This is a genomic window from Roseateles depolymerans (assembly GCF_003387155.1).
GTDB classification, from domain to species: Bacteria; Pseudomonadota; Gammaproteobacteria; order Burkholderiales; family Burkholderiaceae_C; genus Roseateles; species Roseateles depolymerans.
This window is the reverse complement of record NZ_QUMT01000001.1, coordinates 599,136-625,319: the sequence shown is the minus strand read 5'-3', so window position 1 is coordinate 625,319 and position 26,184 is coordinate 599,136. Positions and strand designations below refer to the sequence as shown.

20 protein-coding genes are annotated in these 26,184 nt (G+C 67.2%); 15 read left to right on the top strand and 5 right to left on the bottom strand.

What is annotated here, in order from left to right:
• Positions 1 to 71 precede the first annotated feature (71 nt).
• Positions 72 to 2,618: a penicillin acylase family protein gene (locus tag DES44_RS02685; protein WP_058936332.1), complete on the top strand. Its 2,547-nt coding sequence runs from the start codon at positions 72 to 74 to the stop codon at positions 2,616 to 2,618.
• 111 nt (positions 2,619 to 2,729) lie between these two features.
• Here the strand turns inward: DES44_RS02685 and pncB are convergent, their stop codons facing one another.
• Entirely contained in the window at positions 2,730 to 3,926 is a 1,197-nt protein-coding gene (gene pncB, locus DES44_RS02680; protein ID WP_058936333.1) for a nicotinate phosphoribosyltransferase, read from the bottom strand.
• 201 nt (positions 3,927 to 4,127) lie between these two features.
• Here pncB and DES44_RS02675 point away from each other — a divergent pair, with 201 nt between their 5' ends.
• Positions 4,128 to 5,027: a hypothetical protein gene (locus tag DES44_RS02675; protein WP_147306922.1), complete on the top strand. Its 900-nt coding sequence runs from the start codon at positions 4,128 to 4,130 to the stop codon at positions 5,025 to 5,027.
• Between the two features lie 15 nt (positions 5,028 to 5,042).
• On the opposite strand, the gene DES44_RS02670 is transcribed toward DES44_RS02675, so the two are convergent.
• Positions 5,043 to 5,468: an Lrp/AsnC family transcriptional regulator gene (locus DES44_RS02670; RefSeq protein ID WP_058936335.1), complete on the bottom strand. Its 426-nt coding sequence runs from the start codon at positions 5,466 to 5,468 to the stop codon at positions 5,043 to 5,045.
• 186 nt (positions 5,469 to 5,654) lie between these two features.
• On the opposite strand from DES44_RS02670, the gene ocd reads away from it, so the two are divergent.
• From ocd to DES44_RS02615, 11 genes are all read left to right on the top strand, one after another.
• Positions 5,655 to 6,770 (top strand): ornithine cyclodeaminase, encoded by a 1,116-nt coding sequence (gene ocd / locus DES44_RS02665; RefSeq protein WP_083525802.1) that lies wholly within the window; start codon positions 5,655 to 5,657, stop codon positions 6,768 to 6,770.
• Between the two features lie 210 nt (positions 6,771 to 6,980).
• Complete coding sequence (locus DES44_RS02660) at positions 6,981 to 8,828, top strand: putative bifunctional diguanylate cyclase/phosphodiesterase (protein ID WP_083525803.1); 1,848 nt, start codon at positions 6,981 to 6,983, stop codon at positions 8,826 to 8,828.
• A gap of 10 nt (positions 8,829 to 8,838) precedes the next feature.
• The gene (ybiB, locus tag DES44_RS02655) at positions 8,839 to 9,759 is read left to right on the top strand and encodes a DNA-binding protein YbiB (protein ID WP_058936337.1); all 921 of its coding nucleotides are present in this window, start codon (positions 8,839 to 8,841) and stop codon (positions 9,757 to 9,759) included.
• A 174-nt stretch (positions 9,760 to 9,933) separates the two neighbouring features.
• A complete protein-coding gene (locus DES44_RS02650) occupies positions 9,934 to 11,622 on the top strand; it encodes a nitrite/sulfite reductase (RefSeq protein WP_058936338.1) in 1,689 nt (562 codons plus the stop codon).
• Positions 11,623 to 11,636: 14 nt separating this feature from the next.
• A complete protein-coding gene (locus tag DES44_RS02645; RefSeq protein WP_058936339.1) occupies positions 11,637 to 12,125 on the top strand; it encodes a DUF934 domain-containing protein in 489 nt (162 codons plus the stop codon).
• A gap of 14 nt (positions 12,126 to 12,139) precedes the next feature.
• Positions 12,140 to 13,033 (top strand): phosphoadenylyl-sulfate reductase, encoded by an 894-nt coding sequence (locus tag DES44_RS02640; RefSeq protein ID WP_083526103.1) that lies wholly within the window; start codon positions 12,140 to 12,142, stop codon positions 13,031 to 13,033.
• Positions 13,030 to 14,016, top strand: coding sequence for a sulfate adenylyltransferase subunit CysD (gene cysD / locus DES44_RS02635; protein ID WP_058936340.1), 987 nt, complete (start codon positions 13,030 to 13,032; stop codon positions 14,014 to 14,016). Before DES44_RS02640 ends, cysD begins: the two co-directional genes overlap by 4 nt.
• A gap of 38 nt (positions 14,017 to 14,054) precedes the next feature.
• The gene (locus DES44_RS02630; RefSeq protein ID WP_058936341.1) at positions 14,055 to 15,353 is read left to right on the top strand and encodes a sulfate adenylyltransferase subunit 1; all 1,299 of its coding nucleotides are present in this window, start codon (positions 14,055 to 14,057) and stop codon (positions 15,351 to 15,353) included.
• Positions 15,354 to 15,385: 32 nt separating this feature from the next.
• Positions 15,386 to 16,186 carry a uroporphyrinogen-III C-methyltransferase gene (cobA, locus tag DES44_RS02625; protein ID WP_083525804.1) on the top strand — a complete coding sequence of 267 codons (801 nt, stop codon included), beginning with the start codon at positions 15,386 to 15,388 and terminating at the stop codon, positions 16,184 to 16,186.
• A gap of 65 nt (positions 16,187 to 16,251) precedes the next feature.
• Complete coding sequence (fdxA, locus tag DES44_RS02620; protein ID WP_058936342.1) at positions 16,252 to 16,575, top strand: ferredoxin FdxA; 324 nt, start codon at positions 16,252 to 16,254, stop codon at positions 16,573 to 16,575.
• Between the two features lie 66 nt (positions 16,576 to 16,641).
• On the top strand, positions 16,642 to 17,733 hold the full coding sequence (locus DES44_RS02615; protein ID WP_375137499.1) for an NAD(P)/FAD-dependent oxidoreductase: 1,092 nt from the start codon (positions 16,642 to 16,644) through the stop codon (positions 17,731 to 17,733).
• 87 nt (positions 17,734 to 17,820) lie between these two features.
• Here the strand turns inward: DES44_RS02615 and DES44_RS02610 are convergent, their stop codons facing one another.
• Together DES44_RS02610 and DES44_RS02605 are read right to left on the bottom strand one after the other, a co-directional pair.
• Positions 17,821 to 19,185 carry a TAXI family TRAP transporter solute-binding subunit gene (locus tag DES44_RS02610; RefSeq protein ID WP_058936344.1) on the bottom strand — a complete coding sequence of 455 codons (1,365 nt, stop codon included), beginning with the start codon at positions 19,183 to 19,185 and terminating at the stop codon, positions 17,821 to 17,823.
• A 109-nt stretch (positions 19,186 to 19,294) separates the two neighbouring features.
• Complete coding sequence (locus DES44_RS02605; RefSeq protein WP_058936345.1) at positions 19,295 to 19,579, bottom strand: helix-hairpin-helix domain-containing protein; 285 nt, start codon at positions 19,577 to 19,579, stop codon at positions 19,295 to 19,297.
• A 256-nt stretch (positions 19,580 to 19,835) separates the two neighbouring features.
• Between DES44_RS02605 and DES44_RS02600 the strand changes: the two genes are divergently transcribed.
• The gene (locus DES44_RS02600) at positions 19,836 to 23,195 is read left to right on the top strand and encodes a S41 family peptidase (protein WP_083525805.1); all 3,360 of its coding nucleotides are present in this window, start codon (positions 19,836 to 19,838) and stop codon (positions 23,193 to 23,195) included.
• Between the two features lie 166 nt (positions 23,196 to 23,361).
• On the opposite strand, the gene DES44_RS24925 is transcribed toward DES44_RS02600, so the two are convergent.
• Positions 23,362 to 23,514, bottom strand: coding sequence for a hypothetical protein (locus DES44_RS24925; RefSeq protein ID WP_170156580.1), 153 nt, complete (start codon positions 23,512 to 23,514; stop codon positions 23,362 to 23,364).
• 370 nt (positions 23,515 to 23,884) lie between these two features.
• On the opposite strand from DES44_RS24925, the gene DES44_RS02595 reads away from it, so the two are divergent.
• Positions 23,885 to 26,161: a TonB-dependent siderophore receptor gene (locus DES44_RS02595; RefSeq protein ID WP_232309829.1), complete on the top strand. Its 2,277-nt coding sequence runs from the start codon at positions 23,885 to 23,887 to the stop codon at positions 26,159 to 26,161.
• Positions 26,162 to 26,184 lie beyond the last annotated feature (23 nt).

The window sequence follows — 26,184 nt, the reverse complement described above, 5'->3', positions numbered from 1 at the left end:
GCGCTGTGAGGCAGCCGGACGCTGAGGTCGAGCAACAATGCGGCATCCATTCGATTCAGGAAAACAAGTCCATGAATGAACCGTCTAAGCGCCCGTGGGGACGTTGGGCGCTGCGTAGTTTGGCCGGGGTGCTGGCGCTGGTGTTGCTGGCCGGGGTGGCGGTGTGGCTGCTGATCCGGGGCAGCTTGCCGCAGTTGGATGGCACGCTTGAGCTGCCAGGGGTACGGCAGTCGCTGGAGATCTCTCGGGATGAGCGGGGGACAGTGACCCTGGCCGGGGACAATCGGCTGGACCTGGCCCGCGGGCTGGGATGGGTGCATGCGCAGGAACGCTTCTTCGAGATGGACCTCACGCGGCGGTCCGCCGCTGGGGAACTGTCCGCGCTGTTCGGAGAGAAGGCGCTGGAGCGGGATCGTCAGCGGCGGGTCCATCGGCTGCGGGCGCGGTTGACGGAGCGCTTTCAGTCCCTGCCTCCGCACGAGCAAGCCCTCCTTCAAGCCTACACCGACGGGGTCAACGCCGGGCTCCACGCCCTGCCCGTGCGGGGGTGGCAATACCTGTTGCTCCGAGCCACGCCGCAAGACTGGACGCCCGTGGATTCGCTGCTGGTCATCTCCGAGATGTACTTCATGCTGCAGTCCAATAGCTTCGAAGCGGGGTTGGAGCGGGTGCTGGTGCGGGAGAAAGCCGGAGATGTGATGTACCAATGGCTCTATCCGCGCGGGGGGCGGTGGGATGCTCCGCTGGATGGAAGCCAAGTGGCGGCGCCCGTCTTGCCAAGTGCGTCTGATCTGGATCTGAGGGTGGGGAGGAAGAAGTCTCCTGCCACTGATCTGGCGACCGGGGGACAGGTGGTGCGGGGGGATGCGCCCCCTTTGGTGGCCAGCGCGGAAAGGGGTGACCCGGGGCCTGTTTGCTCCATGTCATTCCTGTCCGGCTTCGCCGGCCATTCCCTTCTTAACTTCCGCAAACAGGCCCCGGGTCACCCCTTTCCAAATAGCCAGGACTGCTGTGGGTGTGATGCGCGCACTTCTGAGGTGGCTGCGCTTGATGAGCCGCAAGTGGTGGGGAGTAATAACTGGGCCGTGGCAGGTAGTCGCACGGTTCATGGGGGGGCCATCCTGGCCGATGACATGCATCTCGGACTCGGGGTGCCCAGCATCTGGTTTCGGGCACAGTTTCAGTTCGGGAAAGGGGATGGTGCGGTTCGTGCCGCTGGCGTGACACTGCCCGGTCTCCCCGCTTTGATCGTCGGGAGCAACGGGCATGTGGCCTGGGGCTTCACCAATGCCTATGGACAGTGGTTTGATTGGGTGGAGGTGCCCGCCGACGCAAAGCTCACTCGGCATGACGAAGTGCTTCAGGTCCATAAAGGGGCCGCGCAGTCATTTGTGGTGGAAGAGCTCGAGGGCGCGCCCGTGGTGGTCACCGAGGACAAGCGCCGCTTCGCGCTGCATTGGGTCGCCCATGAAGGCGAGGCCTATTCCCTGGTGCTGGACGACATGCTGAAGGCTCGCCATGTCAGCGATGCGCTGTCCGTGGCGCAGCGTGCCGGCATGCCCCATCAAAATCTGATGGCGGCCGATCGGGAAGGTCAGATCGGCTGGACCATCGCCGGGCGACTTTGGTCGCAGCGGGGCATCGAGGCCACGCAAGGCCGGCTGGCAGAGGTCGCGCAGATGCGTCACACCTGGCTCAAGCCCGAGGAATATCCGCAGGTCCTGTCGCCCGCACAGGGTCAGCTCTGGACCGCCAACAGCCGTCAACTCGGTGGTGAACTTGCCGAGCGGCTCGGGGACGGCGGCTTTGATCTCGGGGCCCGCGCCCAGCAGATTCGGGATCGGCTGTCGGAGCGGCCCCGGCACGACGAAAACAGCATCGGTGAGATCCATCTGGACGATGAGGCCCGCTTCATGCGGACCTGGTCGAACCGGTTCCAGACGCTGCTGAAGAACCATCCGGACCGCGCGGCCCTGGCACAGCTGCTGGCCCAGTGGAATGGGCGGGCAGATGCGGATCAGGTGGCCTACCGGCTGGTGCGAACGGCACGCCTCAATACGCTCAACGTACTGTGGCTGTCGTGGACGAGGCCCTTCCTGGGCGAGCGGCAGGACGACGAGAAGCAACGCATTCGGTGGCGCAATCAGTTCGAATATTCAGCCGTCCAGGCCCTGGAGCAGCAGCCCGCCCATCTGCTGCCCGTCGACTATGCGAGCTGGGACGCGCTGCTGCTGGCACAGCTGGATGCCGCCGCCAAGGAGATGTCCGCGGACGGGCCGATGGCGCAAGCCACCTGGGGGCGCCAGAACTCGAGCCGCATCCAGCATGTGCTGGCCAAGGCCATTCCGCCGCTGTCGCGTTGGCTGGACATGCCGTCTGCCCCGCAAAGCGGCGATACCAACATGCCACACGTGGCCGGTCCCGCCTTCGGACAGTCGCAGCGCCTGGTCGTGTCGCCAGGCCGGGAGGAGAACGGCTGGTTGTCGATGCCCGGCGGTCAGAGCGGGCATCCGCTGTCGCCCTACTACGGAGCCGGGCATGACGACTGGGTTCATACCCGCCACACGCCCCTGCTGGCCGGGCCCGCGCAGCATCGGATGACGGCAGTGGCACCCTGACTAACCCCAGGGTGCTCTTGCGAGTCGTCTGAAGGAAACGCTGAGGGACAGTCCGGTGAGCCGATGGCCGCCGGGCGCGTCCGTTTGTGCAGGGGGCCGCGCGGCGTCGGCTTAGACGGGCGTGACGTTGAACACCTGTCGCAGGTAGGCCAGGAAGGTCTGGTCCTCGCACATGGTCTTGCCCGGGCTGTCCGAGAGCTTGGCCACCGGCTGGCCGTTGACATGGGTCAGCTTGACCACGATGTTCAAGGTCTGCAGGCCCATGTCGTTGCTCAGCTTGGTGCCAATGCCAAAGCCCAGCTGGACGCGGTCAGCGAAGTGGCGGTAGAGCGAGAGCGCCTTGGGCATGTCCAGGGCATCGGAGAACACCAGGCGCTTGGTGTGCGCGTCGATGCGCAGCTTCTCGTAGTGGGCCAGGGCCTTTTCGCCCCAGACGACCGGATCGCCCGAGTCGTGTCGAAGGCCGTCGAAGAGCTTGGCGAAGTACAGGTCGAAGTCGGCCAGGAAAGCATCCATGCCGATGACGTCGGTCAGCGCAATGCCCAGGTCCCCCCGGTATTCCTGCACCCAGTCCTCCAGCGCGGCCTTCTGGTGGTCCCGCAGGCGCACGCCGGTGGCCTGGTAACTCTGCAGGTATTCGTGGGCCATCGTGCCGATGGGCACCAGTCCCAGTTCCTTGGCCAGCAGCACGTTGGAGGTGCCGCGGAACAGCGTGGGCAGCTCAGTCTTGAGCGTCGTGAGCACTTCGCGGTGCCAGTCGCCCGAGAAGCGGCGGCGCAGGCCAAAGTCGAAGAATTGGAACGGGTGGCGGCGCGGAGGCTCGTCACGCTCGAAGGCGCGCAGCAGTTCAATCTTGTCGTGCAGGCGGCGGCGGCCCTCGGCCAGCGCCGGCACCGGGTCGAAACGGCGGAAGTACAGCTCGTTGACCATCGCCAGCAGGAAAATCTCGAAGCCCATCACATGGACCTGCGGGCCCCGCACCACGATCTCCAACCGGTCACCGTCCGGCTGAATGGAAACGAAGTCGCGCTGGAAGCGGAAGATGCGCAGGAAGTCGATGAAGTCCGACTTCATGAAACGCAGCGTGCGCAGATACGCCAGTTCGTCCGCCGCAAAGCTCAGCGAGCACAGATGGTCCAGCTCCCGGGACAAATCCCCCACCAGATCCGCCAGCGGGTACTGCGGCGTGTTGCGGCATGCAAACCGGTATTCGGCCTGTGCCTCCGAATGCCGATGCAGCATGGCCTGCCACATGGTGAACTTGTAGAGGTCGGTCTCGAGCAGGCTGCGGATCACTGGGGCCGTCATGCGGTCGTCTCCAGGGCCGCATGACGGCCCCACGGGTCTTGAAGGTGGCTGCCACTGTACCCGCGATGCCGTCCCCCCGCAGGCATCACAGGTCATGCCCAATGTCATACCCGATGTCATGCCCGATGTCCTACCCGATGCCCTGCCCATTGTCATACCCGATACTGCCCTCCCGTGAGCCCACCGCCCAACGCCCGATCCATGCCCGCCCCGCTGCACCACTCGCCCATTCCGGCGAGAACCCAGGACTCGCAGCACAGGCCATGGCCCCCCACCACGCAGGCCCAGCTGACGCTGCTCGCGCTACTGTGGGCACTGCTATGGGTGCTGCTGTGGACGCCGCTGTCGGCCCGCGCCCAGATCCCGGTGCCCGTGGATCCGCCCCCCGACATGGCCACCGCACGCAAGATGGTCTACGGCGGCCCCGTCTGGCAGGACCGACGTGTGAATGACTTCTTCGGCGGAGGCTCCCGCGTGACCGTGCGCGCCACCGTGACCGAAGTCTGGCGTCAACGCTACAAGGAACAGAGCACCGACCAGCTGATGGTGGTCTACCAGCTCACCCCCGGCCCGCGTGAACAGTTCCAGTGCCAGGCCTGCGTGCCGGCGCTGGGCGCCGCGCTCTTCGCCGCCGATGAGCGGGGGCGCTGGCAACTGCGGGCCCGCGGCCGACTGCTGATGGAGGGCGCACCCGGCGCTGGCGCCGAGGACCTGCAGATGGTGCAGCTCACCGACGATCAGTGGGCGCTGCGCAGCCGCCGCCTGGATGTGTCCGCCGGACTGGAAACCCGCAGCGAGCGACTGGTGGTGGATCCGGGCGTGTCCCCGACCCGTGACGCGGGACCTCGCGAGCTGCGCGTGGCCTTGAATGAAGGCTTCAAGGACAAGGCCGGCCCCCTGGCCTGCGGCTCCGGCGCGGCGCCCCAGGCGACCGGACTGAGCGTGCTGAGCCCCGGCACCGGCCCCCGGGTGGAAGTGGTGCTGCGCTTCAACGAAGGCCCCTGCCCTCGGCCGGAACCGCGCATCGTGCGACAGCGTCTGGTGCTGCGGGATGGGCAGTTTGTCCCCGACGACGAGGCTGCCTCCGCGCCCCAGCCCTGAGCGGACGCTCCCCGCTCACGGCAGCTTGTAGGTCTGCAAATGGATGCTGGTCTCGGTCGCGCCAATGCCCTTGATGAGCCGCACCCGCTCCAGGATGTCCGCCAGCTCATTGAGCGTGTCAGCCCGCAGCTCCGCCAGCAGGTCCCAGCGGCCGTTGGTGTCGAACAGACCCACCACCCCCGGCTCCCCCAGCAGGATGCCCACCACCTCCCGCGTGCGGTTGCCCTCCACGGCAATGCTCATCCACGCCGTGATCTGCTTGGGCGCCACATCCGCCCGCAGCCGCACCGTGTAGCCCACGATCTGGCCGCTGGACTCCAGCTTGTCCAGACGGTTGGTCACGGTGCCCCGCGACACCTTGAGCTTGTGCGCCAGCGCGGCAATGCTCTCCCGCGCGTTCTGCCTCAGCAAGGCAATGAGTTGGTGATCCAGCGTGTCCATGTGGCTGTAGTCCCAAGTTGGGGCGTCCGCGCGGCAGACGCCCGGGATAACCCCTAGTTCCCTTCAAAACGCCAATTCTCTCTGACGAATTGCGCAATCTCTTCGCATTCTTGCGCAGGATTCTGCCTTCCGGTTGGCATCCCGGGTCTTCAAGATTCAACCCATCGCCACTTCCCGTGTTTGCCCATGACCCGATTGCTCACACCCCGAGACGTTGCCCGCATCGTCCACCACCACAGCCTGGCCACCACGCTTGGCCAGCTGGCGCAGGCCATCGCCCAGGACTACAGCCGCTGGGCCGCCTTCGACAAGAGCGCCCGCGTGGCGCATCACTCCACCGACGGAGTGATCGAGCTGATGCCCATCTCGGATGGCCAGCTCTACAGCTTCAAATACGTCAACGGCCACCCCAAAAACCACCAGGTGGGTCTGCCCACCGTGATGGCTTTCGGCGTGCTCGCCGACGTGGCCACCGGCACGCCGGACCTGCTCTCCGAACTCACCCTCAGCACCGCCCTGCGGACCGCCGCCACCTCGGCCCTGGCCGCCCAGCACATGGCACGCAAAGATGCCCGCGTGATGGCACTGATCGGCAACGGCGCCCAAAGCGAGTTCCAGGCCATGGCCTTCCACCACCTGCTGGGCATCCAGGAAATCCGTCTCTACGACATCGATCCCGCCGCCACCGACAAGCTGGAACGCAATCTGCGTGCCATCCCCGGCCTGCGCCTGGTCCGTTGCCAGAGCACCGCCGAAGCGGTCCGCGGCGCCGACATCGTCACCACCGTCACCGCCGACAAGCGCAACGCCACCATCCTCACGCCCGACATGCTGGAACCGGGCATGCACATCAACGGCGTGGGTGGTGACTGCCCCGGCAAGACCGAGCTGCATGCCGACGTGCTGGCCCAGGCGCGTGTGGTGGTCGAATTCGAACCGCAGACCCGCATCGAAGGCGATCTGCAGCAGATGCCGGCCGACTTCCAGGTCACCGAGCTGCACCGCGTGCTCAGCGGCGAAGTGCCGGGCCGGACCTCGCAGGAAGAGGTCACCGTGTTCGACTCGGTCGGCTTCGCGCTGGAAGACTTCTCGACCCTGCGCTGGCTGAACGAACAGTCGCTGGCGCTGGGCATCGGCCAGCCGCTGTCGCTGATCCCCGCCATGGACGATCCGCGCGACCTGTTTGGCCAACTGGCACAGGGCCGCTCGACCAGTGCGGGCAGCAGCGCCGAGGCGCCCTCCTCGCCCACCTCGCCCGCCTCGCCGGCCATCAAGGCCGCGCTGGAGAGCCTGGCTGTTTGACGCTCCTCGACTGGGGGCGCCGCCAGGCGCCTCCATCGACCCGCCTGAGCCAGCTGCCTGAGCCAGTGGCCCGAACCGGGTAACAGTCAAACTTTTCGTGAATTGCTCGCACGGCGCTCCCGGCCCCTGACGAAGGCCCGTTGCGGAGCCCCCCAGCGCCGCCGATGATGCGGAATACGTGCCGATGTCCGGCGCGCGCACCGCTCATCCATGCCGACCAACGCAACGGGTGTGCCCTCCACGGAGAAGGGCCACTGGCTCCAGTTCTCCGTCACCACGGCCGTCGCCGGCCTGCTGCTGTGCCTGATCAACCTGCACTTCGGCATGGTGGAGCTCAGCCGTCAGGCCGAGGGCATTGGTCATGCGCTGCTCGAGCGAGTCACCCCGGTGGCCGAATCCGAGCGTCCCGGCAGCCTGCGGGACGCCCTCGCCCATTACGACACCCTCTCCACCCTCACCCTCTGCCGCGGCGTGACCTGCAGCCGGGAAACCGGCCAGGTCGTACCCCGGCCCAGTTGCACCAGCAGCCCCTGGGACAGCTGCGTGGAAGTGCGCTCGACCACCGAGGCGGACGTGTCCCTGCAACTGCGCCTGAACGCCGCCAGCGTCTATGAAGACCTGGGCCGCGATCTCAGCGTGCTGCTGGGCGCCCAACTGGTCGGCATGATGGTCTGGCTGCTCAGCTCCCGGCGCCAGCGCCACCAGCTGCGCGAGACCGAGCAGCGCCTGCGCCGTGCCGCCAGCAGCGACCCGCTGACCGGCCTGCTCAACCGCGGCGCCTTCGACGAGATCATCGAAGAAGCGCTGCAACAACAGCCGCGGGATGGCTGGATCCTCTATCTCGACCTCGACGGCTTCAAGAGCATCAACGACCAGCACGGCCATCCGGTCGGCGACGCGGTGATCGTGGCCGTCGGCGGACGCCTGCGCAATGCCTTCCGCAACGACGGCCAGGTGGCCCGGCTGGGTGGCGATGAATTCGGCATCCTCGTCACCGGCTCGCCGCTGCGCAGTTTCGATGCGGTGGTGAAGTCGGTGTTTGATGCGCTGGAAGCGCCGGTCGCCGCCCATCGCTTGTTCCTGAAGGTGGGCGGCAGCGTCGGCGTGGCGAGGCTGGATGCGGAGGTCGTGTCCGCCTCGGAAGCCCAGCGCCGTGCCGACATCGCCATGTATGAGGCCAAGCGGCGCGGGCGCCATCAGGCGGCCGCCTTCGACACCAGCCTCGACCAGGCCCGCCAGCAGGACTACCGCCTGCGCATGGACCTGCGCAGCGCCCTGGCGCGGGACGAGCTGCATGTGGCCTATCAACCGCTGGTGACCGCCAGCGGCCAGTTGCACAGCCTGGAAGCGCTGGCCCGCTGGACCCATCCGACGCTGGGCCCGATTCCGCCCGATGTCTTCATTCCGCTGGCCGAATCGTCCGGCCTCATCGGCGCCCTGGGCCTGTCGGTGATGGCGCATGCCTGCCGCGACCTGGTGGCCCTGCGCCGCCAGGGCATTGCGGTGCCGACGGTCGCGATCAACCTGTCCGCCCAGCAACTGGCCGATCCGCTGCTCACCCAGCATCTGCTGACCCATGTGCGTGCGGCCGGACTGACCCCCGCCGACCTGGAACTGGAGATCACCGAATCCGCCATCATGAACACCGACAGCCATGCGCCGGATCAGGTGGAGCGGCTGTCGGCCGAAGGCTTCGAGATGGCCATCGATGATTTCGGGACGGGTTATTCCTCCTTCGCCCGCCTGCAGACCTTGCCCGCCCGCACCCTGAAACTGGACCGCAGCTTCATCCGCGGTCTGGACAGCCCGCATGGCCAGTTGCTGGCCCGCACCATGCTGGACCTGGGCCGGCAACTGGGCATGATCTGCGTGGCCGAAGGCGTCGAGACCCAGGCCCAGGCCCAGTGGCTGCTGGGCCATCGCTGCGAGGTGCTGCAGGGGTATCTGATCGGCAAACCGATGCCGATGGCGGCGCTGGCGCAGTGGGCTCGCGAGCGGCGTGCGCCACCGCCACCGAGCGCGACGTCAACGGCGGTCTCGCCCGTAGCGGTGGACTAGACTCCAGCGCATGGATTTTGCGCCACTCCTGAAAGAGATTGGCCGCGGTACTCGCGGCGCCCGAGACCTCACCCGCGACCAGGCGCAGGACCTGTTCGGACGCATGCTCGACGGCCAGGTGCCGGACCTGGAGCTGGGTGCCCTGCTGATCGCCATGCGCATCAAGGGCGAGAGCCTGGATGAGCTGCTGGGCTTCGAAGCCGCCATGCAGGCCCGCACGGCCCGGCTGGACGTGCCGCCCGGCCCCCGCCTGGTGCTGCTGCCAGCCTTCAATGGCGCCCGCAAGCAGGCCAACCTGATGCCGCTGGTGGCGCTGCTGCTGGTGCAGTCCGGCATTCCGGTGCTCATCCACGGCCGTCACGACTTCGACAGCCGCATCAGCCCCTTCGAGCTGCTGGACGCCCTGGACCTGAGCGCCGCGGATTCGCTGGCGGCTGCCCAGGCCCAACTGGCCGCCCGGCGGCCGGCGGTACTGCCGCTCGCCCGGCTGAATCCCGGCCTGGACGCCCTGATGGCGCTGCGCCCCCGCATGGGCCTGCGCAACAGCAGCCACAGCCTGGGCAAGCTGCTCGACCCGGCGCCGGGCCGCAGCGTCCGGGTGGTGGCCGTCACCCATCCCGAATATGTGGACAGCATGGCGCAAGCGCTGCCGCTGCTGTGCCAGGGCGGCAGCCGCGCGCTGCTGATGCGGGCCAGCGAAGGCGAGGCCTATTTGCATCTGCGCCGCAAGGCCCACCTGCAAGGCTTCGCGGATGGACAAGTGTGGGATCTCCAGCCCGATCCCAACGAGGACCTGGACGTGCCCCTGTCCAGCGCCTGCGAGCCGGCGGAGAACGCTGCGCTCATCCGCGCCATGCTGGCGGGAGAGGTCCCAGTCCCCGAGCGCATCCAGTCGCAGGTGCAGGCACTGACCCGCCTGGCCACGGACTGAGGACGCCTTTGCAGAATCCTTCATATGCTTATTCAAGAATAAGCAATCTACGATTTTGTAGTTCCCATATATATAAACCGTTCATAGAGTCTCTACTCCCGGCCAGCCCTGGGCCAGCCGCGGTGTCAGTACGACGCGGCGGGCTGAACCCAGGCCGGCGCTGACATCGCTGCCATGTACGCCTATACCGATTTCGACCGCCAGTTCGTCCGCGCCCGTGCGGCCCAGTTTCGTGACCAGCTCGAACGCCATCTGGCGGGCCAGCTGCCTGACGACGACTTCCGTGCGCTGCGTCTGCAAAACGGCTGGTACATCCAGCGGCATGCACCGATGCTGCGCATCGCCGTGCCCTATGGGGTGATGGACAGCCGCCAGATGCGGCAACTGGCCCGCATCGCCCGCGAGTACGACCGCGGCTATGGCCACTTCACCACCCGCCAGAACCTGCAGTTCAACTGGATTCCGCTCGCCCAGGGCGCGGACGTGATGGACCTGCTGGCCGACGTGGACATGCACGGCATCCAGACCAGCGGCAACTGCATCCGCAACATCACCAGCGACGTGACCGCCGGGGTGGCCGCCGACGAGCTGGTGGACCCGCGCCCCTACGCCGAAGTGCTGCGCCAGTGGAGCACGCTGCATCCGGAATTCGCCTTCCTGCCGCGCAAGTTCAAGATCGCCATCTCCGGCGCCGCCGAAGACCGTGCCGCCATTGCCTGGCATGACATCGGCCTGCAGTTGCGCAAGAACGACGCCGGCGAGGTGGGCTTCCAGGTGCTGGTGGGCGGCGGCATGGGCCGCACGCCGGTCATCGGCCAGGAGATCAATGCCTTCGTGCCGTGGAATCACATCCTCGTGTACCTCGAAGCCATCGTGCGGGTCTACAACCGCTTTGGCCGCCGGGACAACATGTACAAGGCGCGCATCAAGATTCTGGTCAAGGCCGAGGGCCAGGCCTTCTTCGATGCGGTGAATGCCGAATACCAGCAGATCCTGGACACCGACGAGGGCGGTCACGAGCAGATCATTCCCGATGCGGAACTGGCCCGCGTGGCCGCCAGCTTCGTGACGCCGGCAGGCGTGTCGCCCGCCCCGTCCACCGACATCTTCGCCGGCGCCGATGCCGCCTACCGCCGCTGGCTGGAGCGCAACGTGCTGCCCCACCGGGTGAGCGGCTACCGGTCGGTGACGCTCTCGCTCAAGCGCGTGGGCCTGCCGCCGGGCGATGCGACTGACGCCCAGATGGACGCCGCCGCCGACCTGTCCGACCAGTTCAGCCACGGCGAACTGCGCGTCAGCCACGACCAGAACCTGCTGCTGCCCTGGGTCCGCGAAAGCGACCTGCCCGCGCTGTATGCCGCCGCCAAGGCCCACGGTTTTGCCACCCCCAACATCGGCCTGCTGACCGACATGATCACCTGCCCGGGGGGCGACTTCTGCGCCCTGGCCAATGCCCGCTCGATTCCGCTGGCGCAGGAGATCACCGAGCGCTTCCAGGATCTGGACGAACTTTGGGACATCGGCGACATCGACCTGCACATCAGCGGCTGCATCAACAGCTGCGGCCACCACCACAGCGGCCACATCGGCGTGCTGGGCGTGGACAAGGACGGTACCGAGTGGTACCAGATCACCCTGGGCGGCTCGGACGGCTCGACGCTGTCGGGTCCGTCGGTCGCCGGCAAGGTCATCGGCCCGTCCTTCGCGGCCGATGAGGCGGCCGATGCCGTCGAAGCCGTGATCGCCACCTACCGCCGCGAACGCCAGGCTGGCGAACGCTTCATCGCCACGGTGCGCCGCATCGGCCTGGACGCCTTCAAGCAGGCCGCCAACGCCATCCGCCGCACCACCGCCGCCCACTGACCGCCGCCACCGCCATGAAGTTCGTTTCCAAAGCCCAAGACCCCTGGCACCTGTGCGCCGGTGAGGACGGTCCCCAGCCGCATCCGGCGGCTGCCGATCACAAGCTGCTGACGCTGGAGCAGTGGCACGCCGTGCGCGACACCTGGCCCGCGGGCCTGGCCACCGGCGTGCTGCTGCCCAACGATGCGGACGTGGCCGATCTGGCCGCCGACCTGCCGCGCCTGGCGCTGGTGGTGGTGCAGTTCCCCAAGTGGGTGGACGGCCGCGCCTACACCCAGGCCCGCCTGCTGCGGGTGCGCCATCGCTTCACCGGCGAGATCCGCGCCATCGGCGAAGTGCTGGTGGACATGATGCCGCTGCTGCAACGCTGCGGCGTCGATGCGGTGCAGTTGCGCGCGGACCAGAACCAGGCCGCCGCTGAACGCGCGCTGGGGTTTTTCCCGGGCCACTACCAGGGCGACGTGGTGGACCACCGCCCGGCGTTTGCCCGCACGGACGCCTGAGCCGCACCATGACGATGAACACGGCTTCCTCGCTGCCCGAGTCCTCGGCTCTGCCGGGTACTGCATCGGCCTTGCCGGGCGCCGCCCCGGCAGGCCCGGCACAGCCCAACGGCAGCGCCATCAGCCTCTACGCCCGTGCCACCGACGGCTTCGAGGAACGCCTGGCCCGCACGATCGAGGTGCTGCGACAGGTCGCCGAAGAATTCGGACCCGCGGCGGTGCAGTCCACCTCGCTGGGCGTGGAAGACATGGTCATCACCGACCTGATCGCCCGCCATGATTTGCCGATCGCCCTGTCCACGCTGGACACCGGCCGGCTGCATGCCGAAACCCTGGCCCTGATCCCGGCCATCGAGCAGCGCTACGGCCGCCAGGTCGAGGTCTTCCGCCCGCCGCAGGAGCAGGTGCTGCACTTCGTACGCACCCACGGCGAAGACCCCATGTACCGCAGCATCGAGCTGCGCAAGGCCTGCTGCGGCCTGCGCAAGCTCGAGCCGCTGTCCCGCATGCTGGCGGGCAAGCAGGCCTGGATCACCGGCCTGCGCCGCGAGCAGAGCCACAACCGCGCGGACGTGCCGTTCCAGGAGCCGGACGGCCAGGGCCGCACCAAGATCAACCCGCTGGCGGAATGGAGCTGGGCGGATGTCTGGCACTACGTGCAGCAGCATGCCGTGCCCTACAACCCGCTGCATGACCACTTCATGCCCAGCATCGGCTGCGCGCCCTGCACCCGTGCCATCTCGGTGGGTGAGGACTTCCGCGCTGGCCGCTGGTGGTGGGAATCGGATGACGCCAAGGAATGCGGGCTGCACAAGTCCCACGGCGAACCGGCCCCTGCCACTGGCACAGACGCTTCCGCGTCCTCGTCCTTCCCGTCTTCCTCCCCTCGCACCGGAGCCCCGGCATGAACGCCCCCGTGAACCTGGAACAACTGCTGCCGCTGGCGGACCATCGTCATCTGGATCATCTGGAAGAAGAGGCCATCTTCATCCTGCGTGAAGTGGCGGCCGCTTTCGAGCGCCCCGCCCTGCTGTTCTCCGGCGGCAAGGACTCCTGCGTGGTGCTGCGCCTGGCGGAAAAAGCCTTCAAACAGCGCGTGTCGCCCGACCCGCGCGGCGGCTCCGGTCCCAGCCAGGAATTCAAGGGCAAGCTGCCCTTCCCGCTGGTGCATGTGGACACCGGCCACAACTTCCCCGAAGTGATCGAGTTCCGCGACCGCCGCGTCGCCGAAATGGGCGAGCGCCTGGTGGTGGGCCATCTGGAAGACTCCATCCGCAAGGGCACCATCCGCCTGTCGCATCCGCTGGAGTCGCGCAACGGCCACCAGACGGTCACCCTGCTGGAGACCATCGAGGAACACCGCTTCGACGTGCTGATCGGCGGCGCCCGTCGCGATGAAGAGAAGGCCCGCGCCAAGGAGCGCATCTTCAGCCACCGCGACAGCTTCGGCCAGTGGCAACCCAAGGAGCAGCGCCCCGAGCTGTGGAATCTCTTCAACACCCGCATCCGTCCGGGCGAGCACTTCCGTGCCTTCCCCATCAGCAACTGGACCGAGCTGGATGTGTGGCTCTACATCGCCCGCGAAGGCATTCCGCTGCCGTCGCTCTATTACGCCCATGACCGCCAGGTCATCCGCCGCAAGGGCCTGCTGGTGCCGGTGACCGAGGTCACCCCGCCGGAAGCCGGCGAGCAGGTCGAAACCGCCCAGGTGCGCTTCCGCACGGTCGGCGACATGACCTGCACCTGCCCGGTGGAAAGCCCGGCCGCCAATGCCACCGACATCGTGGCCGAGACGCTGACCGTGACCGTGAGCGAGCGCGGCGCCACCCGCATGGACGACCGGACTTCGGACGCCTCCATGGAACGCCGCAAGAAGGAAGGCTATTTCTGAGCCCGGCTGTTGCCGCGTTCCGCCAGTTTGGACCCGCTATGACCACTTCCACCGCACACAAGATCCATCAGTCGGATGTCGACACCACGCACCGGGCGCTGCGTTTTCTCACCGCCGGCAGCGTGGACGACGGCAAGAGCACGCTGATCGGCCGCCTGCTGTTTGACAGCCGCGCCATCCTGGCCGACCAGCTGGACACGCTGGCCAAGCGCGCCGCCGGCCAGCCGATCGACCTGAGCCTGCTGACCGACGGCCTGGAGGCCGAGCGTGAGCAGGGCATCACCATCGACGTGGCCTACCGCTACTTCGCGACCAAGCAGCGCAAGTTCATCATTGCCGATGCACCGGGCCACGAGCAGTACACGCGCAACATGGTGACCGCCGCCGCCGGCAGCGATGCCGCCGTGGTGCTGGTGGACGTGACCAAGCTGGACCTGTCCGCCGACACGGTGGCGCTGCTGCCGCAGACCCGTCGCCACAGCCTGCTGGCCCATCTGCTGCGCCTGCCCAGCATCGTGTTTGCGATCAACAAGATCGATGCGGCGGCCGACCCGGGCGTGGCCTTCCGCAAGGTCAGCGCTGCGCTGACGGCGTTTGCCGAAGCCGCCGGCATCCAGGTCACGGCCATCGTGCCGGTCTCGGCCCTGCGCGGCGACAACGTGACCCAGCCGCTGGAAGCCGACTGGTATGACGGCCCGTCCCTGCTGCAGGTGCTGGAAGGTCTGCCGACGGTGCAGGAAACCGTGGAAGCCCAGCTGATGCTGCCGGTGCAGTACGTGGCCCGTGAAGGCGAAGGCACCGGCAACCAGCCGCGCACGCTGTGGGGTCGCATTGCCCAGGGCCAGGTGCAGCCCGGGGACACGGTGCAGATCCTGCCCAGTGGCGAGACCGCCGTGGTGGCCGCGCTGCGCCATGCCGGCGAGACCGTCACGGCCTGCGTGGCCGGCGAATCGGCCGGTGTGGTGCTGGACCGCCAGATCGATGTGTCCCGCGGCGACTGGATCGTGGCGCCCGGCGCGGCTCAGCCCACTCGCAGCTTCCAGGCCACGCTGGCCTGGCTGGACACCGAAGCCGCCGTGGTCGGCCGCAAGTACTGGGTGCGGCACGGCAACCGCTGGGTGCAGGCACGCCTGACGGCCATCGAGCACCGCCTGGATGTGCAGACCCTGGCCGAGACCGAAGCCCACGAACTCAACGTCAACGAGATCGGCCATGTGACGGTGGAACTGCAGGCCGAGCTGCCGCTGCAGCCCTATGCACAGAACCGGGTGGGCGGCGCCCTGATCGTGGTGGACCCCACCAGCAACCGCACCAGCGGCGCGCTGCTGGTCCGCTGAGGCGGCCCCCGCACCGACGAGCAAGGACCGACATGGGCAAGGTGATTTTTGTGAGTGCAGGCCCCGGGGCCGCCGACCTCATCACGCTGCGCGGGGCCCGTGCCCTGGCGCAGGCGGACGTGGTGCTGTTCGACGCGCTGACCGACCCGGCCCTGCGCGAACTGGCGCCGCAGGCCCGCTGGCTGGACGTGGGCAAGCGGGGTTTTTGCCACTCCACCAAGCAGACCGCGATCAATGCGGTGCTGGTGCGCGAGGCACGCCAGGCGTCGGTCGTGGTGCGGCTCAAGGGCGGCGACGCCAGCGTCTTCGGACGGCTGGAGGAAGAGCTGCAGGCGTTGTCGGCAGCCGACATCGCCTGGGAGATCGTCCCCGGCGTCACGGCGGCCCTGGCCGCCGCGGCCCAGACCAGCCGGCCCCTGACCCGACGCGGCCAGGGCCGCAGCGTCAGCCTGACCACCGCCATGACCCAGGAGGGCGAACTGCGCGCCTCCCGCACCGCGGACACCGAGGTGTTCTACATGGCCGGACGCCAGCTGGCGGGCCTCTCCCGGCAGTTGCTGCGGGCCGGATGGCCGGCGGACACGCCGGTGAGCGTCGTCTCCCGGGCCGGCTGCCCGGACGCCCTGTCCAGCGACCATCAGGTGCAGGACCTGGCCGCCGCCGGCATGCTGCACCGGGGTCGCCCGACGGTGGTGGTGGTGGGCGCCGGCGCTGCGGCGGTCCCGGATTTCCAGGAGGGCGCAGGGGCTGACACCCCTATGACCAGTCAAGGAACCACGCAAATCCCCGCAAACATCGCCCCCGAGACGCTGGCACAAACCCTGAACGATTAAAATCCGCCGTTTTAGGTCGTCCCCTCAGGCCCGTCTGAAGGGCCCAGCCACTACAAGAGCCGCTCATGACCCACGTTGTCACCGAAGCCTGCATCCGCTGCAAATACACCGACTGCGTCGATGTTTGTCCCGTCGATTGCTTCCGCGAAGGCCCGAACTTCCTGGCCATCGACCCCGACGAGTGCATCGACTGCGCCGTCTGCATTCCGGAGTGCCCGGTCAACGCGATCATGCCGGAGGAAGACGTCCCCGGCGATCAGCAGATGATGATCAAGCTGAATGCGGACCTGGCCAAGAAGTGGCCCAGCATCACCAAGCGCAAGGCCTCCCTCCCCGACGCCGAGGAGTGGAAGGACAAGACCGGCAAGCTCGATCAGCTGGTCCGCTGACCGACGCATCTGGCGTCCTTCCGCCGCCCGCAGGCCGGCACCCCCTCTCATTGAATGGAAAAGCAAGTGACTGAAGCGACCTCGGCCCCGCACGCGGGCGTGATCGAAACCGATGCCGTCATCGTCGGCGCCGGCCCGGTGGGCCTGTTCCAGGTGTTCGAGCTGGGCCTGCTGGAAATCAAGGCCCACATCATCGACTCCCTGGCCTACCCCGGTGGCCAGTGCATCGAGCTCTATCCGGACAAGCCCATCTATGACATTCCGGCCCTGCCGGTGGTCACCGGCAAGGAGCTGACGGACAACCTGATGAAGCAGATCGAGCCGTTCGGCGCGACCTTCCATCTGGGCCAGGAAGTCACGACGGTCGAGAAGCAGGAAGACGGTCGCTTCTTCGTGGCCACCAGCAAGGGCACGCAGTTCCTGACCAAGACCATCTTCATTGCCGGCGGTGTGGGCTCGTTCCAGCCGCGCACGCTGAAGGTCGAGGGCATCGACAAGTACGAGGGCTCGCAGGTGCACTACCGGGTGCGCAACCCGTCGCAATTCGCCGGCAAGAACCTGGTGATCGTCGGCGGTGGCGACTCGGCGCTGGACTGGGCGCTGAACTTCTGTGGCGGCAATGACGACGGCAATCCGCACAAGGCGGAAAGCGTGATCCTGGTGCACCGCCGCGACGGCTTCCGCGCCGCGCCGGCCTCGGTGGCCAAGATGAAGGAACTGTGCGACGCCTACGAGATGCAGTTCATCGTGGGCCAGGTCAGCGACATCGACGAAGGCGACGACATGCTCAAGGGCGTGAAGGTCACCGGCGGCGACGGCGTCACCCGTGTGGTGCCGGCGGACCAGGTGCTGGTGTTCTTCGGCCTGTCGCCCAAGCTCGGCCCGATCGCCGAATGGGGCCTGGCGCTGGAGCGCAAGCAGATCCTGGTGGACACCGAGAAGTTCCAGACCAGCGTGCCCGGCATCTTCGCGGTGGGGGACATCAACACCTATCCCGGCAAGAAGAAGCTGATTTTGTCGGGCTTCCATGAAGCCGCGCTGGCGGCCTTCGGCGCGATGCCCATCATCAATCCGGACAAGCGCGTCCACCTGCAATACACGACCACCAGCCCGAAGCTGCACAAGGTGCTGGGCGTGGAAACGCCGGTATTCGACTAAACGCAGCGCGGGGGTTGTCTCCGCGCCAGGCAGCGAATCCCGCTGCAGATCTGAAACCCGCCCCGGCGCCAGCCTCGGCGGGTTTTTTCATCTCCCGCGCGGAGCTTGCGCCAGCAGCCGCTTGCGCACCGCGTGGATGTTGTTGCGCAGGGCGTAGAGCTCCTCCGCATAGGACAGCGGCACGGCAATGCGGTGCGTGACGCGGTCCAGTTCGTCCAGCTCATCCAGCAGGGTCTCGCGTTCGCCCTCGCCGGTTTCCAGCTTCGCTTCCACCTCGCGCAGCCGCGCATACCAGCGGAACACGCGCGAGCGCACGCGGAAGGTGTAGAGCGGCGGCACCACGCGCGACAGCGGCAGCATCAGCACCAGCAAACCGCCGACCACCAGCCACATCCGCTCCAGCAGATTGCCGGCCCAGAACGGCAGGTAACGCGCCCAGGCGGGCGGCGTGCCGTTGATGGCGCGGTCGCCCTCCGGGCTGACCGGGAGCTCGCTGGTGCGGGTGTTGGGAAAGTCGCGGGCGGCATTGAACCAGCCCGCGGCGCTGTGCTGGCTTTGGGCGGCCTGGGCGAAGAGCTGGCGCAAGGCGGGGTGCGTCTGCTCGCGCGACAGCAGCGATGTGGTGGTGGCCAGCAGCGGGACGTCATGCGCGGGCAGGTTGGACGCCAGGTCCACCACGCCGCGTGGCAAGGTCACGGTGGAGAGAAATGGCAGGTGGCGAGAGTAGGCCTCGTTCTGATCGAAGGACATGAGCGCAATGGCCGGGTCGCGGAGCAGCGAGCGGATCACCTCCGCCTGCGGTGCCGAGATCAGCACCGCCGCATCCAGCCGGCCCTGGCGCAGCGCGGCGCCTGCGGCATCGGGCGGCAGATCGGACAGGCGCAGGTCGGCCGGCTTGAGTTGATTGAGGGCCAGCAACTTCTCCACGATCTGCGGCACGCCACTGCCGTCCTGGTCCACATTCACCCGCAGGCCACGGAGTTGGGTCAGGTGTTCCAGTTCGCCGCCGGGTTGCCGGCGGGCCAGGGGAAGGTCGCGGCGGTAGAAGACCCAGATCGGCTCGTAGAACAGACTGCCCAGCGAGACGATGCCGGCCTCGGTATCGGCGACCGGGTCGGCCATGCCGCCGCGCACGAAACCGACGTCAGCCGTGCCTGCGCGCAGATGCGCCAGATCGTCCTGCGCGCCTTCGCTGGGGATCAGCTTCACTTGAATGCGGTCACGGGCCAGGGTCTTTGCGTAGCCCTCGCCAAAGGCGGCATAAGCGCTGCCGGCAGGGCCTGTGGCCATCCGCACCTCCCGGGGCGGTTGCGGGTCCAGCCACCAGTACGCGGCCACGAGCAGGCCCCCGCCCAGCAGCAGCAGTGGGCCCATGGAGACCAGCATGTCGCGGACGGTCTGGACAAAAAGGCGCAGGCGGCGGGTGGAGTTCCAGTGTTGGATGGGGGTCATGCGAAGAGGGCTGCGTTGGAAGCTGTCTTGGTGCTGCGCCCACCCGCGACGATGCGCGTGAAGGCCTGGCGGCCGGTTCGATCGGAGAGCCAGCAAGGCATGTTAAGGGTCAGCCCATCAGTCGTTTCCGATGCGCCGTGAATTCCCACCAGGCCCGCGCCGGTCCGCCATTCATGAATTCAACCGCCGACAGGAAGACATCCAGGGTGCAGGGGTCGTGGCGCACGCCAGTCACCTCGCACAGCTGCTGAAACAGCGCCACTGGATCCGCCCCGGCCAATTGCGCGGGCGACTGGATGCCCAGACGCTGGAAGTCCTTCGCGGTCGCGGGTCCGACATTGGGTAAATCGGTCAATGCCCGCACGCGCTCTCGATCGACCTTGTCAGGGCTCATTGGGGAATCTCCTCGCAGCGTCCATTGGCCGCAGTCGCCGATGGTAGAGGCAGCCGCACCCGGGTGGCGTGGTGCACGCACGCTGTATCTGGCTCGTGTCTGCGAGGTTTCCCCTATGTCCGCCCGCCACACCCGTCTCCACGCCCTCGCCCCGCCCATTCATCCTCCGCCCTGATGCCCAATCCGAGGGGTGCCTAAGGACACCCGGGAACAACGCTTCTAGACTCAGCGTTTTTCCACCCGTCCGGTTCATCTCATGAGATTCAAACTCGCAGGCGCCGCGCTGGCGTTGATGATGGCTTTCCCCGCGGTCCAGGCTCAAGGCCCGGTTCCGACTCTGGGCCCGGTCACCCAGCCGCTGTGGCTGCGTCAGTCCAGCATTTCCCCGGATGGGCGACAGATCGCCTTCACCTTCCAGGGCAATCTCTACCTGGTCCCCACCGCCGGCGGCACTGCCCGGCTGCTGGTCTCCAACGGCAAGCACAATGCCGCGCCGGTCTGGTCGCCGGATGGCAAGCTGCTGGCGTATGCGGCCAACGTCTACGGCAATGACGACGTCTTTGTGGTGTCCGCAGACGGCGGACCCTCGCGTCGCCTGACTTTCAATTCGGTGCCCGAGGTGCCGATCGCTTTCTCGCCCGATGGCAAGTCGGTCGTGTTCTCGGCCCAGCGCCAGGACGGCCGCCTGAACCTGGGCTTCCCCTCCCCCGCCCTGAGCGAGACCTATCAGGTCAGCATCGACGGCGGCCGCCGCCCGACGCAGCTCTTCAGCGAGCCCGCCCTGGCCGGCCGCTACAACAAGGCCGGCAGCCTGCTGGTGTATGAAGACTGGAAGGGCTATGAAAACGCCTTCCGCAAGCATCACATCTCGCCGGTCGCGCGGGACATCTGGGTCTGGGATGCCAAGACCGGCCAGCACCGCAAGCTCACCAGCAGCGGCGGCGAGAACCGCAATCCGGTCTGGTCCGCCGACGAGACCAGCATCTACTACCTCAGCGAGCAAAGCGGCTCGATGAACGTCTGGAAGATGCCGCTGGACAATCCGTCCGCCACCCGCCAGATCACCCGTTTCACCAAGAACCCGGTGCGCTTCCTGTCGGTGGCAGCGGACGGCACGCTGTCCTATGGCTACGACGGCGAGCTCTACACCCAGGCCGGCGACGATGCCCAGCCGCGCAAGGTCGGCGTGACCATTGCGGCCGATGCCTTGGTGCCGACCGTTGAGAACGTCAAGCTGACCGAAGGCGCCACCGACATGGCGGTGAGCCCCGATGGCAGCGAGGTGGCGGTGGTCGTGCGGGGCCAGGTGTTCGTGACCTCCGCGGAATTCGGCAACACCCGCCGCATCACCGACGGCCCCGGCCAGAAGCGCTCGGTGAGCTTCAGCCCCGACGGCCGCAAGCTGCTGTATGCGTGCGAGCAAAACGGCCAGTGGAGCCTGTGCGAGGCCGCGCTGGTCGGCGACAAGAAGGTAGTGCCCAACTTCTTCAATGCGCCCCGCGTGACGACCAAGGTGCTGCTGAAGAATGACCACCAGAATTTCCAGCCGCGTTATTCGCCGGACGGCAAGCAGGTGGCCTATCTGCAGGACCGCGCCGCCCTGCATGTGCTGGACATCGCCACCGGCAAGACCCGTGAGGTGATGGATGCGGAGAACACCTATTCCTACGAGGACGGCGATCAGTGGTTCGACTGGGCGCCGGACGGCAAGAGCCTGCTGGTGCAATTCGTGGACCGCAACCGCTGGGGCCAGGAAGTGGGCGTGGTGCCGGCGGACGGCTCCGGCAAGCTGGTGAACCTGACGAACAGCGGCTACGACGATGTGCATCCGCTCTTCGCTCGCCAGGGCCAGATGATGGTGTGGCTCACTGACCGACAGGGCCTGCATGGCAACGGCGGCGGCGCCCGCCTGGATGCGGACATCTTCGGCATGTTCCTGACCCGCGCCGCCTTCGACCGCTACAACCTGGACAAGGCCGAGTTCGCGCAGCTCAAGAAGCGCGAGGACGAGGACAAGAAGTCCGACGACAAGGACGACGAGGGCCAGGGCAAGGACGGCAAGGCCGCGGACAAGAAGGAAGCCAAGAAGGACGAGAAGAAAGACGACAAGAAGGCTGAGGGCAAGCAGCCGCCCGCCAAGCCGGTCGTCATCGAGATGGAAGGCCTGGAAGACCGCGTGGCACGCCTGACCACCGCGTCCGGCGACATCCGCGACTTCGCCGTCACGCCCGACGGCGAGCAGCTCTTCTACGTCATCAAGGAGGGCGACGGCTACGAGCTGTGGCACACCCGGCTGCGCGACAAGGAAAGCCAGCGCGTGGGTGAACTGCCAGGCGGGCGCATCGAGTCCGTGGCGCTGTGGCTGGACGCCAAGGGCGCCAACGGCTTCGTGATGGCCGGTGGCCGTGTGCAGAAGTTCAAGGTGCCCGAAGGCTCCGGCAAGGGGGAGATCCGAACCGAGCCGGTGAAGTTCACCGCCGAGCTGCGCATCGACCGCGGCGCCGAGCGGGCCCAGATGTTCGACCACGCCTGGCGCCAGACGCAGGAAAAGCTCTATGTCTCCGACATGGGCGGTGTGGACTGGGGCTACTACCGCAAGGTCTATGAGCGGCAACTGCCGTACGTGGCCGATGGCACCGACTTCGCCGAGCTGCTCAGCGAAATGCTCGGCGAGCTGAACGTGTCCCACACCGGCAGCGGCTACCGTCCTGCGCCGAGCGGAGATGCCACCGCCTCACTGGGTCTGTTCTACGACCAGGCCTGGCAGGGGGCCGGTGTCAAGGTCACCGAAGTGATGGAAGGCGGACCGCTGGACACGGCCAGCAACAAGCTCAAGGCGGGCATGGTGATCGAGGCCATCGACGGCGAGACCATTGCCGCCAATGCCGAGTTTGATTCCCTGCTGAACCTGAAGGCAGGCAAGCAGGTGGTGCTGTCGGTGCTGGACCCGGCGACCGGTCAGCGCTTCGAGCAGACGCTCAAGGCCATCAGCATCGGCGCCGAGCGCGAACTGCTCTACAAGCGCTGGGTGCGGCGTGAGCGCGCACTGGTGGACAAGCTCTCCGGCGGTCGCCTGGGCTATGTGCATGTGCGCGGCATGAATGACGGCAGCTTCCGCCAGACCTATGCCGACGCCCTGGGACGCGCCAGCGGCAAGGAAGCGCTGATTGTGGACACCCGCTTCAACGGCGGCGGCAACCTGCATGACGAGCTGGCCACGCTGCTGTCGGGCAAGAAGTACCTGGAGTTCATGCCGCGCGGCCAGAGCCTGGGCTGGGAGCCGACCTCCAAGTGGGTCAAGCCTTCGGCCGTGCTGATCAGCGAAAGCAACTACTCCGACGCGCACCTGTTCCCCTGGACCTACAAGCACCTGGGCATCGGCAAGCTGGTCGGCATGCCGGTGGCGGGCACGGGCACGGCGGTGTGGTGGGAAACCATGCAGGACGGCGCCACCTACTTCGGCATTCCGCAGGTCGGTTTCCGGGCGCAGAACGGCGACTTCATGGAGCGCGCGCTGGTGACGCCGGACATCGTGGTGCCCAATGACAAGGCCCGCCTGGACAAGGGCGAGGACCAGCAGCTGGAAGCGGCGGTCAAGTCGCTGCTGGGCAAGTGATGCTGGGCTGAGCGTCAGGCCTGCGCGGGTCTTTCACAGGACCTGCGCAGGCCCGGCGCCGGCCACCTCATGGTGGCTTGAAATGAACAAGGGGTCGGCCCGTCTGGGTCCGACCCCTTGTCTTTTGGGAAGCGCCAGGCGCTTCCGGCCGCTTCAACAGGCTGCGTCAGCCGGCCTTGTTCTTCAGCTTGCCCTTGGGCAGCACGGACGTCATGGGAGCGATCGGGCGGTCGGAGACCGACGAGGACTCCTTCACCGGCCCGGTGTCCTTCTTGGGCTTTTTGCTGGACTTGTCATTGCGTTGTACGCCTTTGGGCATGGTGGCTCCTTCTCGATCAGCCAAATCTGTGGGGTGGACTCTACTACCACTGAGCACCGTCGTTGGCGGACAACGGGCGGTTTGCACCGGCCAGTAGAATGCGCTGAGTCGGTGGCGCTGTCACCGACGTTCGCTAGGGGTGCTGGCCCGGGAAACCGCGGTCGGCTGAGAAAGTCCCTTTGAACCTGATTGGCGGCTTTGGCTGCCAGGCCGCGGAGCAATCCGCAGTCCGAGTTAATCCTCGCGCAGGGAAGCAAGCCTACCGACCTTCGGGTCTTGTGCATTCTCGGGGCCGCTCAGCCCCGGCCGCCTCCAGGGGCGCCGACGAATGCGCGCGGTCTGCCGACCTGCCATCGCATGTGTCCTCACGATGGCATCTCCAGTTTTCTCCCTCTCTCCTTGTGCGGCTCGCCCGCTGCTGCGGTCGGCGCGCGCGCCTCGCCTGTCCCTGATCGGTGCTGCGCTGATGGGCGCCGGCTTCATGTCCGGTGCCTGGGCGCAGGCATCCGCGGATCAGCCTGCCTCGTCGCCTGCATCATCCACTGCCGTGTCCCGCGCCGCAGAGCCCGGCACCGCCCTGCCTCAGGTGACCGTGCGGGGCAGCAATGCGCAGGCCTCGCTGTCGGTGGGCGGCTTCGGCGAAACGCCGCTGGCCAAGCTGCCGCTACAGGCCAACGTGATCACCAGCGATCAGCTGGCAGACCGCGGGCTGACGTCGCTGGCCGGGCTCACGTCCGTCGATGCCAGCGTCAGTGACAGCTACAACTCGACCGGTTATGTCTCGTATCTGAAGATCCGCGGCTACGACCTGGACAACCGCTTCAACTACCGCCGCGACGGACTGCCGATCAATGCGGAAACCGCGCTCAACCTGAGCAACAAGTCCAGCGTGGAGGTGCTCAAAGGCACCAGCGGCATCCAGGCCGGCACCAGCGCACCGGGGGGCTTGGTGAACCTGGTGGTCAAGCGCCCGACGGCAGACCTGACCACCGTCAAGCTGGGCGTCAGTGAGCGCGGCACCACGGAAGCCGCGTTGGACTGGAGCCGCCGCTTCTCGGATGCCTACGGCCATAACAACGCCTTCGGCCTGCGGGTGAACCTGCAAGCGTCGCACCTGGCCCCTGAGCTGCGGGACGCCAAGGGCAACGAATGGCTGATGGCGGTGGCGGGTGACTGGCGCCTCACACCGGACACGCTGGTGGAGGCAGAAGTGGAGCTGAACCGCCACAGCCAGCCCTCCCAGCCGGGTTTCAGCCTGCTGGGCACGACGCTGCCGGATGCGCACAGTATTGATCCGCGCACCAATCTGAACAACCAGCCGTGGAGTCAGCCGGTCGTCTTTGAAGGACGGACGGCCTCGCTGCGGGTGCAGCATCAGGTGACGGCGGATTGGAAGCTGCAGGCGCATGGGGCCGTTCAGCGTCTCGTGACGGATGATCGACTGGCCTACCCCTTCGGCTGCACCGCTGCGGACGGCACCTATTGGGCCAGCAGCTACTGCCCGGATGGCACCTTCGACCAATACGACTTCCGCAGCGACAACGAACACCGCAATAGCGCAGCGCTGGACCTGTCGGCGCAGGGCCAACTGACGCTGGGTGGCATGCGCCACGAGGTGTCGACCGGTGTTCTGTTCAGCCGCTTCTACAGCCGGCTGCAGGGCCAGGCCTACAACTACGCCGGCACGGGCGACATCACCGGTTCGCTGCCGACCACGGCGGACCCGACGCTGGGCGGCGCCAACACCAACCGCGACGAGCACAGCACCGAGCTGTATCTGCGTGACGCCGTTCAATTCAACGCGCAGTGGCAAGGATGGGTGGGCTTGCGCCACACGCGACTGAGCCGTGGCAGCTACCAGGTGAATGTGGCGGCCGGGGAAGAAGCGCGGACCCAATACCGCCAATCGGTAACCACCCCGTGGCTGGGCGTCAGCTACGCGATTGATCCGCAGCTGATGGCCTACGCAAGCTGGGGCGAAGGCATTGAATCCGATGTGACGCCCAACCGCACGGACTACGTCAACCAGGGCCAGGCTTTGCCGGCTCTGCGAAGCCGTCAATGGGAACTGGGCTTGAAGGCCGGTAACCGGACGGTGGACTGGTCGGTCAACTACTTCGAGATCCGCAAACCAACCAGCCGTGACGTGACCGATGACGCGACCGGCAACCTGGTGCGCCGACCCGACGGCACGCAGGACCATCGCGGCGTGGAAGCGCAAGCCGACTTCAAGTGGACGGGCGGCGGCCTGCAAGCCAGCGTGATGCGCCTGCATGCGCGGCGTCACGGCAGCAGCGACAACAGCCTGAACGGCCTCAAGCCGGTGAACGTGCCGGAGTCCTCGGCCAAGTTGCTGGGGCGGCAGGCGGTCTGGCTGCCGGGACTGGAGCTGCAGGCCGGGCTGGTGTTTGAAGGGCGCCGCATGGTGCTGCCGGACAACAGCCTGAGCATCCCGAGCTGGACACGGCTGGACCTGGGCGCCCGGTATGAGCAGATGGTGGGCCGCCAGACGCTGGTGTGGCGGGCCGGCGTGGACAACGTCACGGACCGCCGAGCCTGGCGTGAGTCGCCCTACCAGTATCAGCATGTGTATCTCTACCCGCTCGCAGGCCGCACGTGGCGTGCGTCGGTGGAGTGGATCTTGTGATGCGCTAAATTTTCTGTGTATAC

Bases quoted from the DNA above. Each gene is read 5' to 3' on its own strand.
- DES44_RS02630 (WP_058936341.1), top strand. From the start codon at position 14,055: ATGACCACTTCCACCGCACACAAGATCCATCAGTCGGATGTCGACACC.
- DES44_RS02610 (WP_058936344.1), bottom strand. From the start codon at position 19,185: ATGACCCCCATCCAACACTGGAACTCCACCCGCCGCCTGCGCCTTTTT.
- fdxA (WP_058936342.1), top strand. From the start codon at position 16,252: ATGACCCACGTTGTCACCGAAGCCTGCATCCGCTGCAAATACACCGAC.
- DES44_RS02640 (WP_083526103.1), top strand. From the start codon at position 12,140: ATGAACACGGCTTCCTCGCTGCCCGAGTCCTCGGCTCTGCCGGGTACT.
- DES44_RS02660 (WP_083525803.1), top strand. From the start codon at position 6,981: ATGCCGACCAACGCAACGGGTGTGCCCTCCACGGAGAAGGGCCACTGG.
- DES44_RS02595 (WP_232309829.1), top strand. From the start codon at position 23,885: ATGGCATCTCCAGTTTTCTCCCTCTCTCCTTGTGCGGCTCGCCCGCTG.
- cobA (WP_083525804.1), top strand. From the start codon at position 15,386: ATGGGCAAGGTGATTTTTGTGAGTGCAGGCCCCGGGGCCGCCGACCTC.
- ybiB (WP_058936337.1), top strand. From the start codon at position 8,839: ATGGATTTTGCGCCACTCCTGAAAGAGATTGGCCGCGGTACTCGCGGC.
- DES44_RS02650 (WP_058936338.1), top strand. From the start codon at position 9,934: ATGTACGCCTATACCGATTTCGACCGCCAGTTCGTCCGCGCCCGTGCG.
- DES44_RS02605 (WP_058936345.1), bottom strand. From the start codon at position 19,579: ATGAGCCCTGACAAGGTCGATCGAGAGCGCGTGCGGGCATTGACCGAT.
- DES44_RS02600 (WP_083525805.1), top strand. From the start codon at position 19,836: ATGAGATTCAAACTCGCAGGCGCCGCGCTGGCGTTGATGATGGCTTTC.
- pncB (WP_058936333.1), bottom strand. From the start codon at position 3,926: ATGACGGCCCCAGTGATCCGCAGCCTGCTCGAGACCGACCTCTACAAG.
- DES44_RS02685 (WP_058936332.1), top strand. From the start codon at position 72: ATGAATGAACCGTCTAAGCGCCCGTGGGGACGTTGGGCGCTGCGTAGT.
- DES44_RS02670 (WP_058936335.1), bottom strand. From the start codon at position 5,468: ATGGACACGCTGGATCACCAACTCATTGCCTTGCTGAGGCAGAACGCG.
- DES44_RS02645 (WP_058936339.1), top strand. From the start codon at position 11,637: ATGAAGTTCGTTTCCAAAGCCCAAGACCCCTGGCACCTGTGCGCCGGT.
- ocd (WP_083525802.1), top strand. From the start codon at position 5,655: ATGACCCGATTGCTCACACCCCGAGACGTTGCCCGCATCGTCCACCAC.
- DES44_RS24925 (WP_170156580.1), bottom strand. From the start codon at position 23,514: ATGCCCAAAGGCGTACAACGCAATGACAAGTCCAGCAAAAAGCCCAAG.
- cysD (WP_058936340.1), top strand. From the start codon at position 13,030: ATGAACGCCCCCGTGAACCTGGAACAACTGCTGCCGCTGGCGGACCAT.
- DES44_RS02675 (WP_147306922.1), top strand. From the start codon at position 4,128: ATGCCCGCCCCGCTGCACCACTCGCCCATTCCGGCGAGAACCCAGGAC.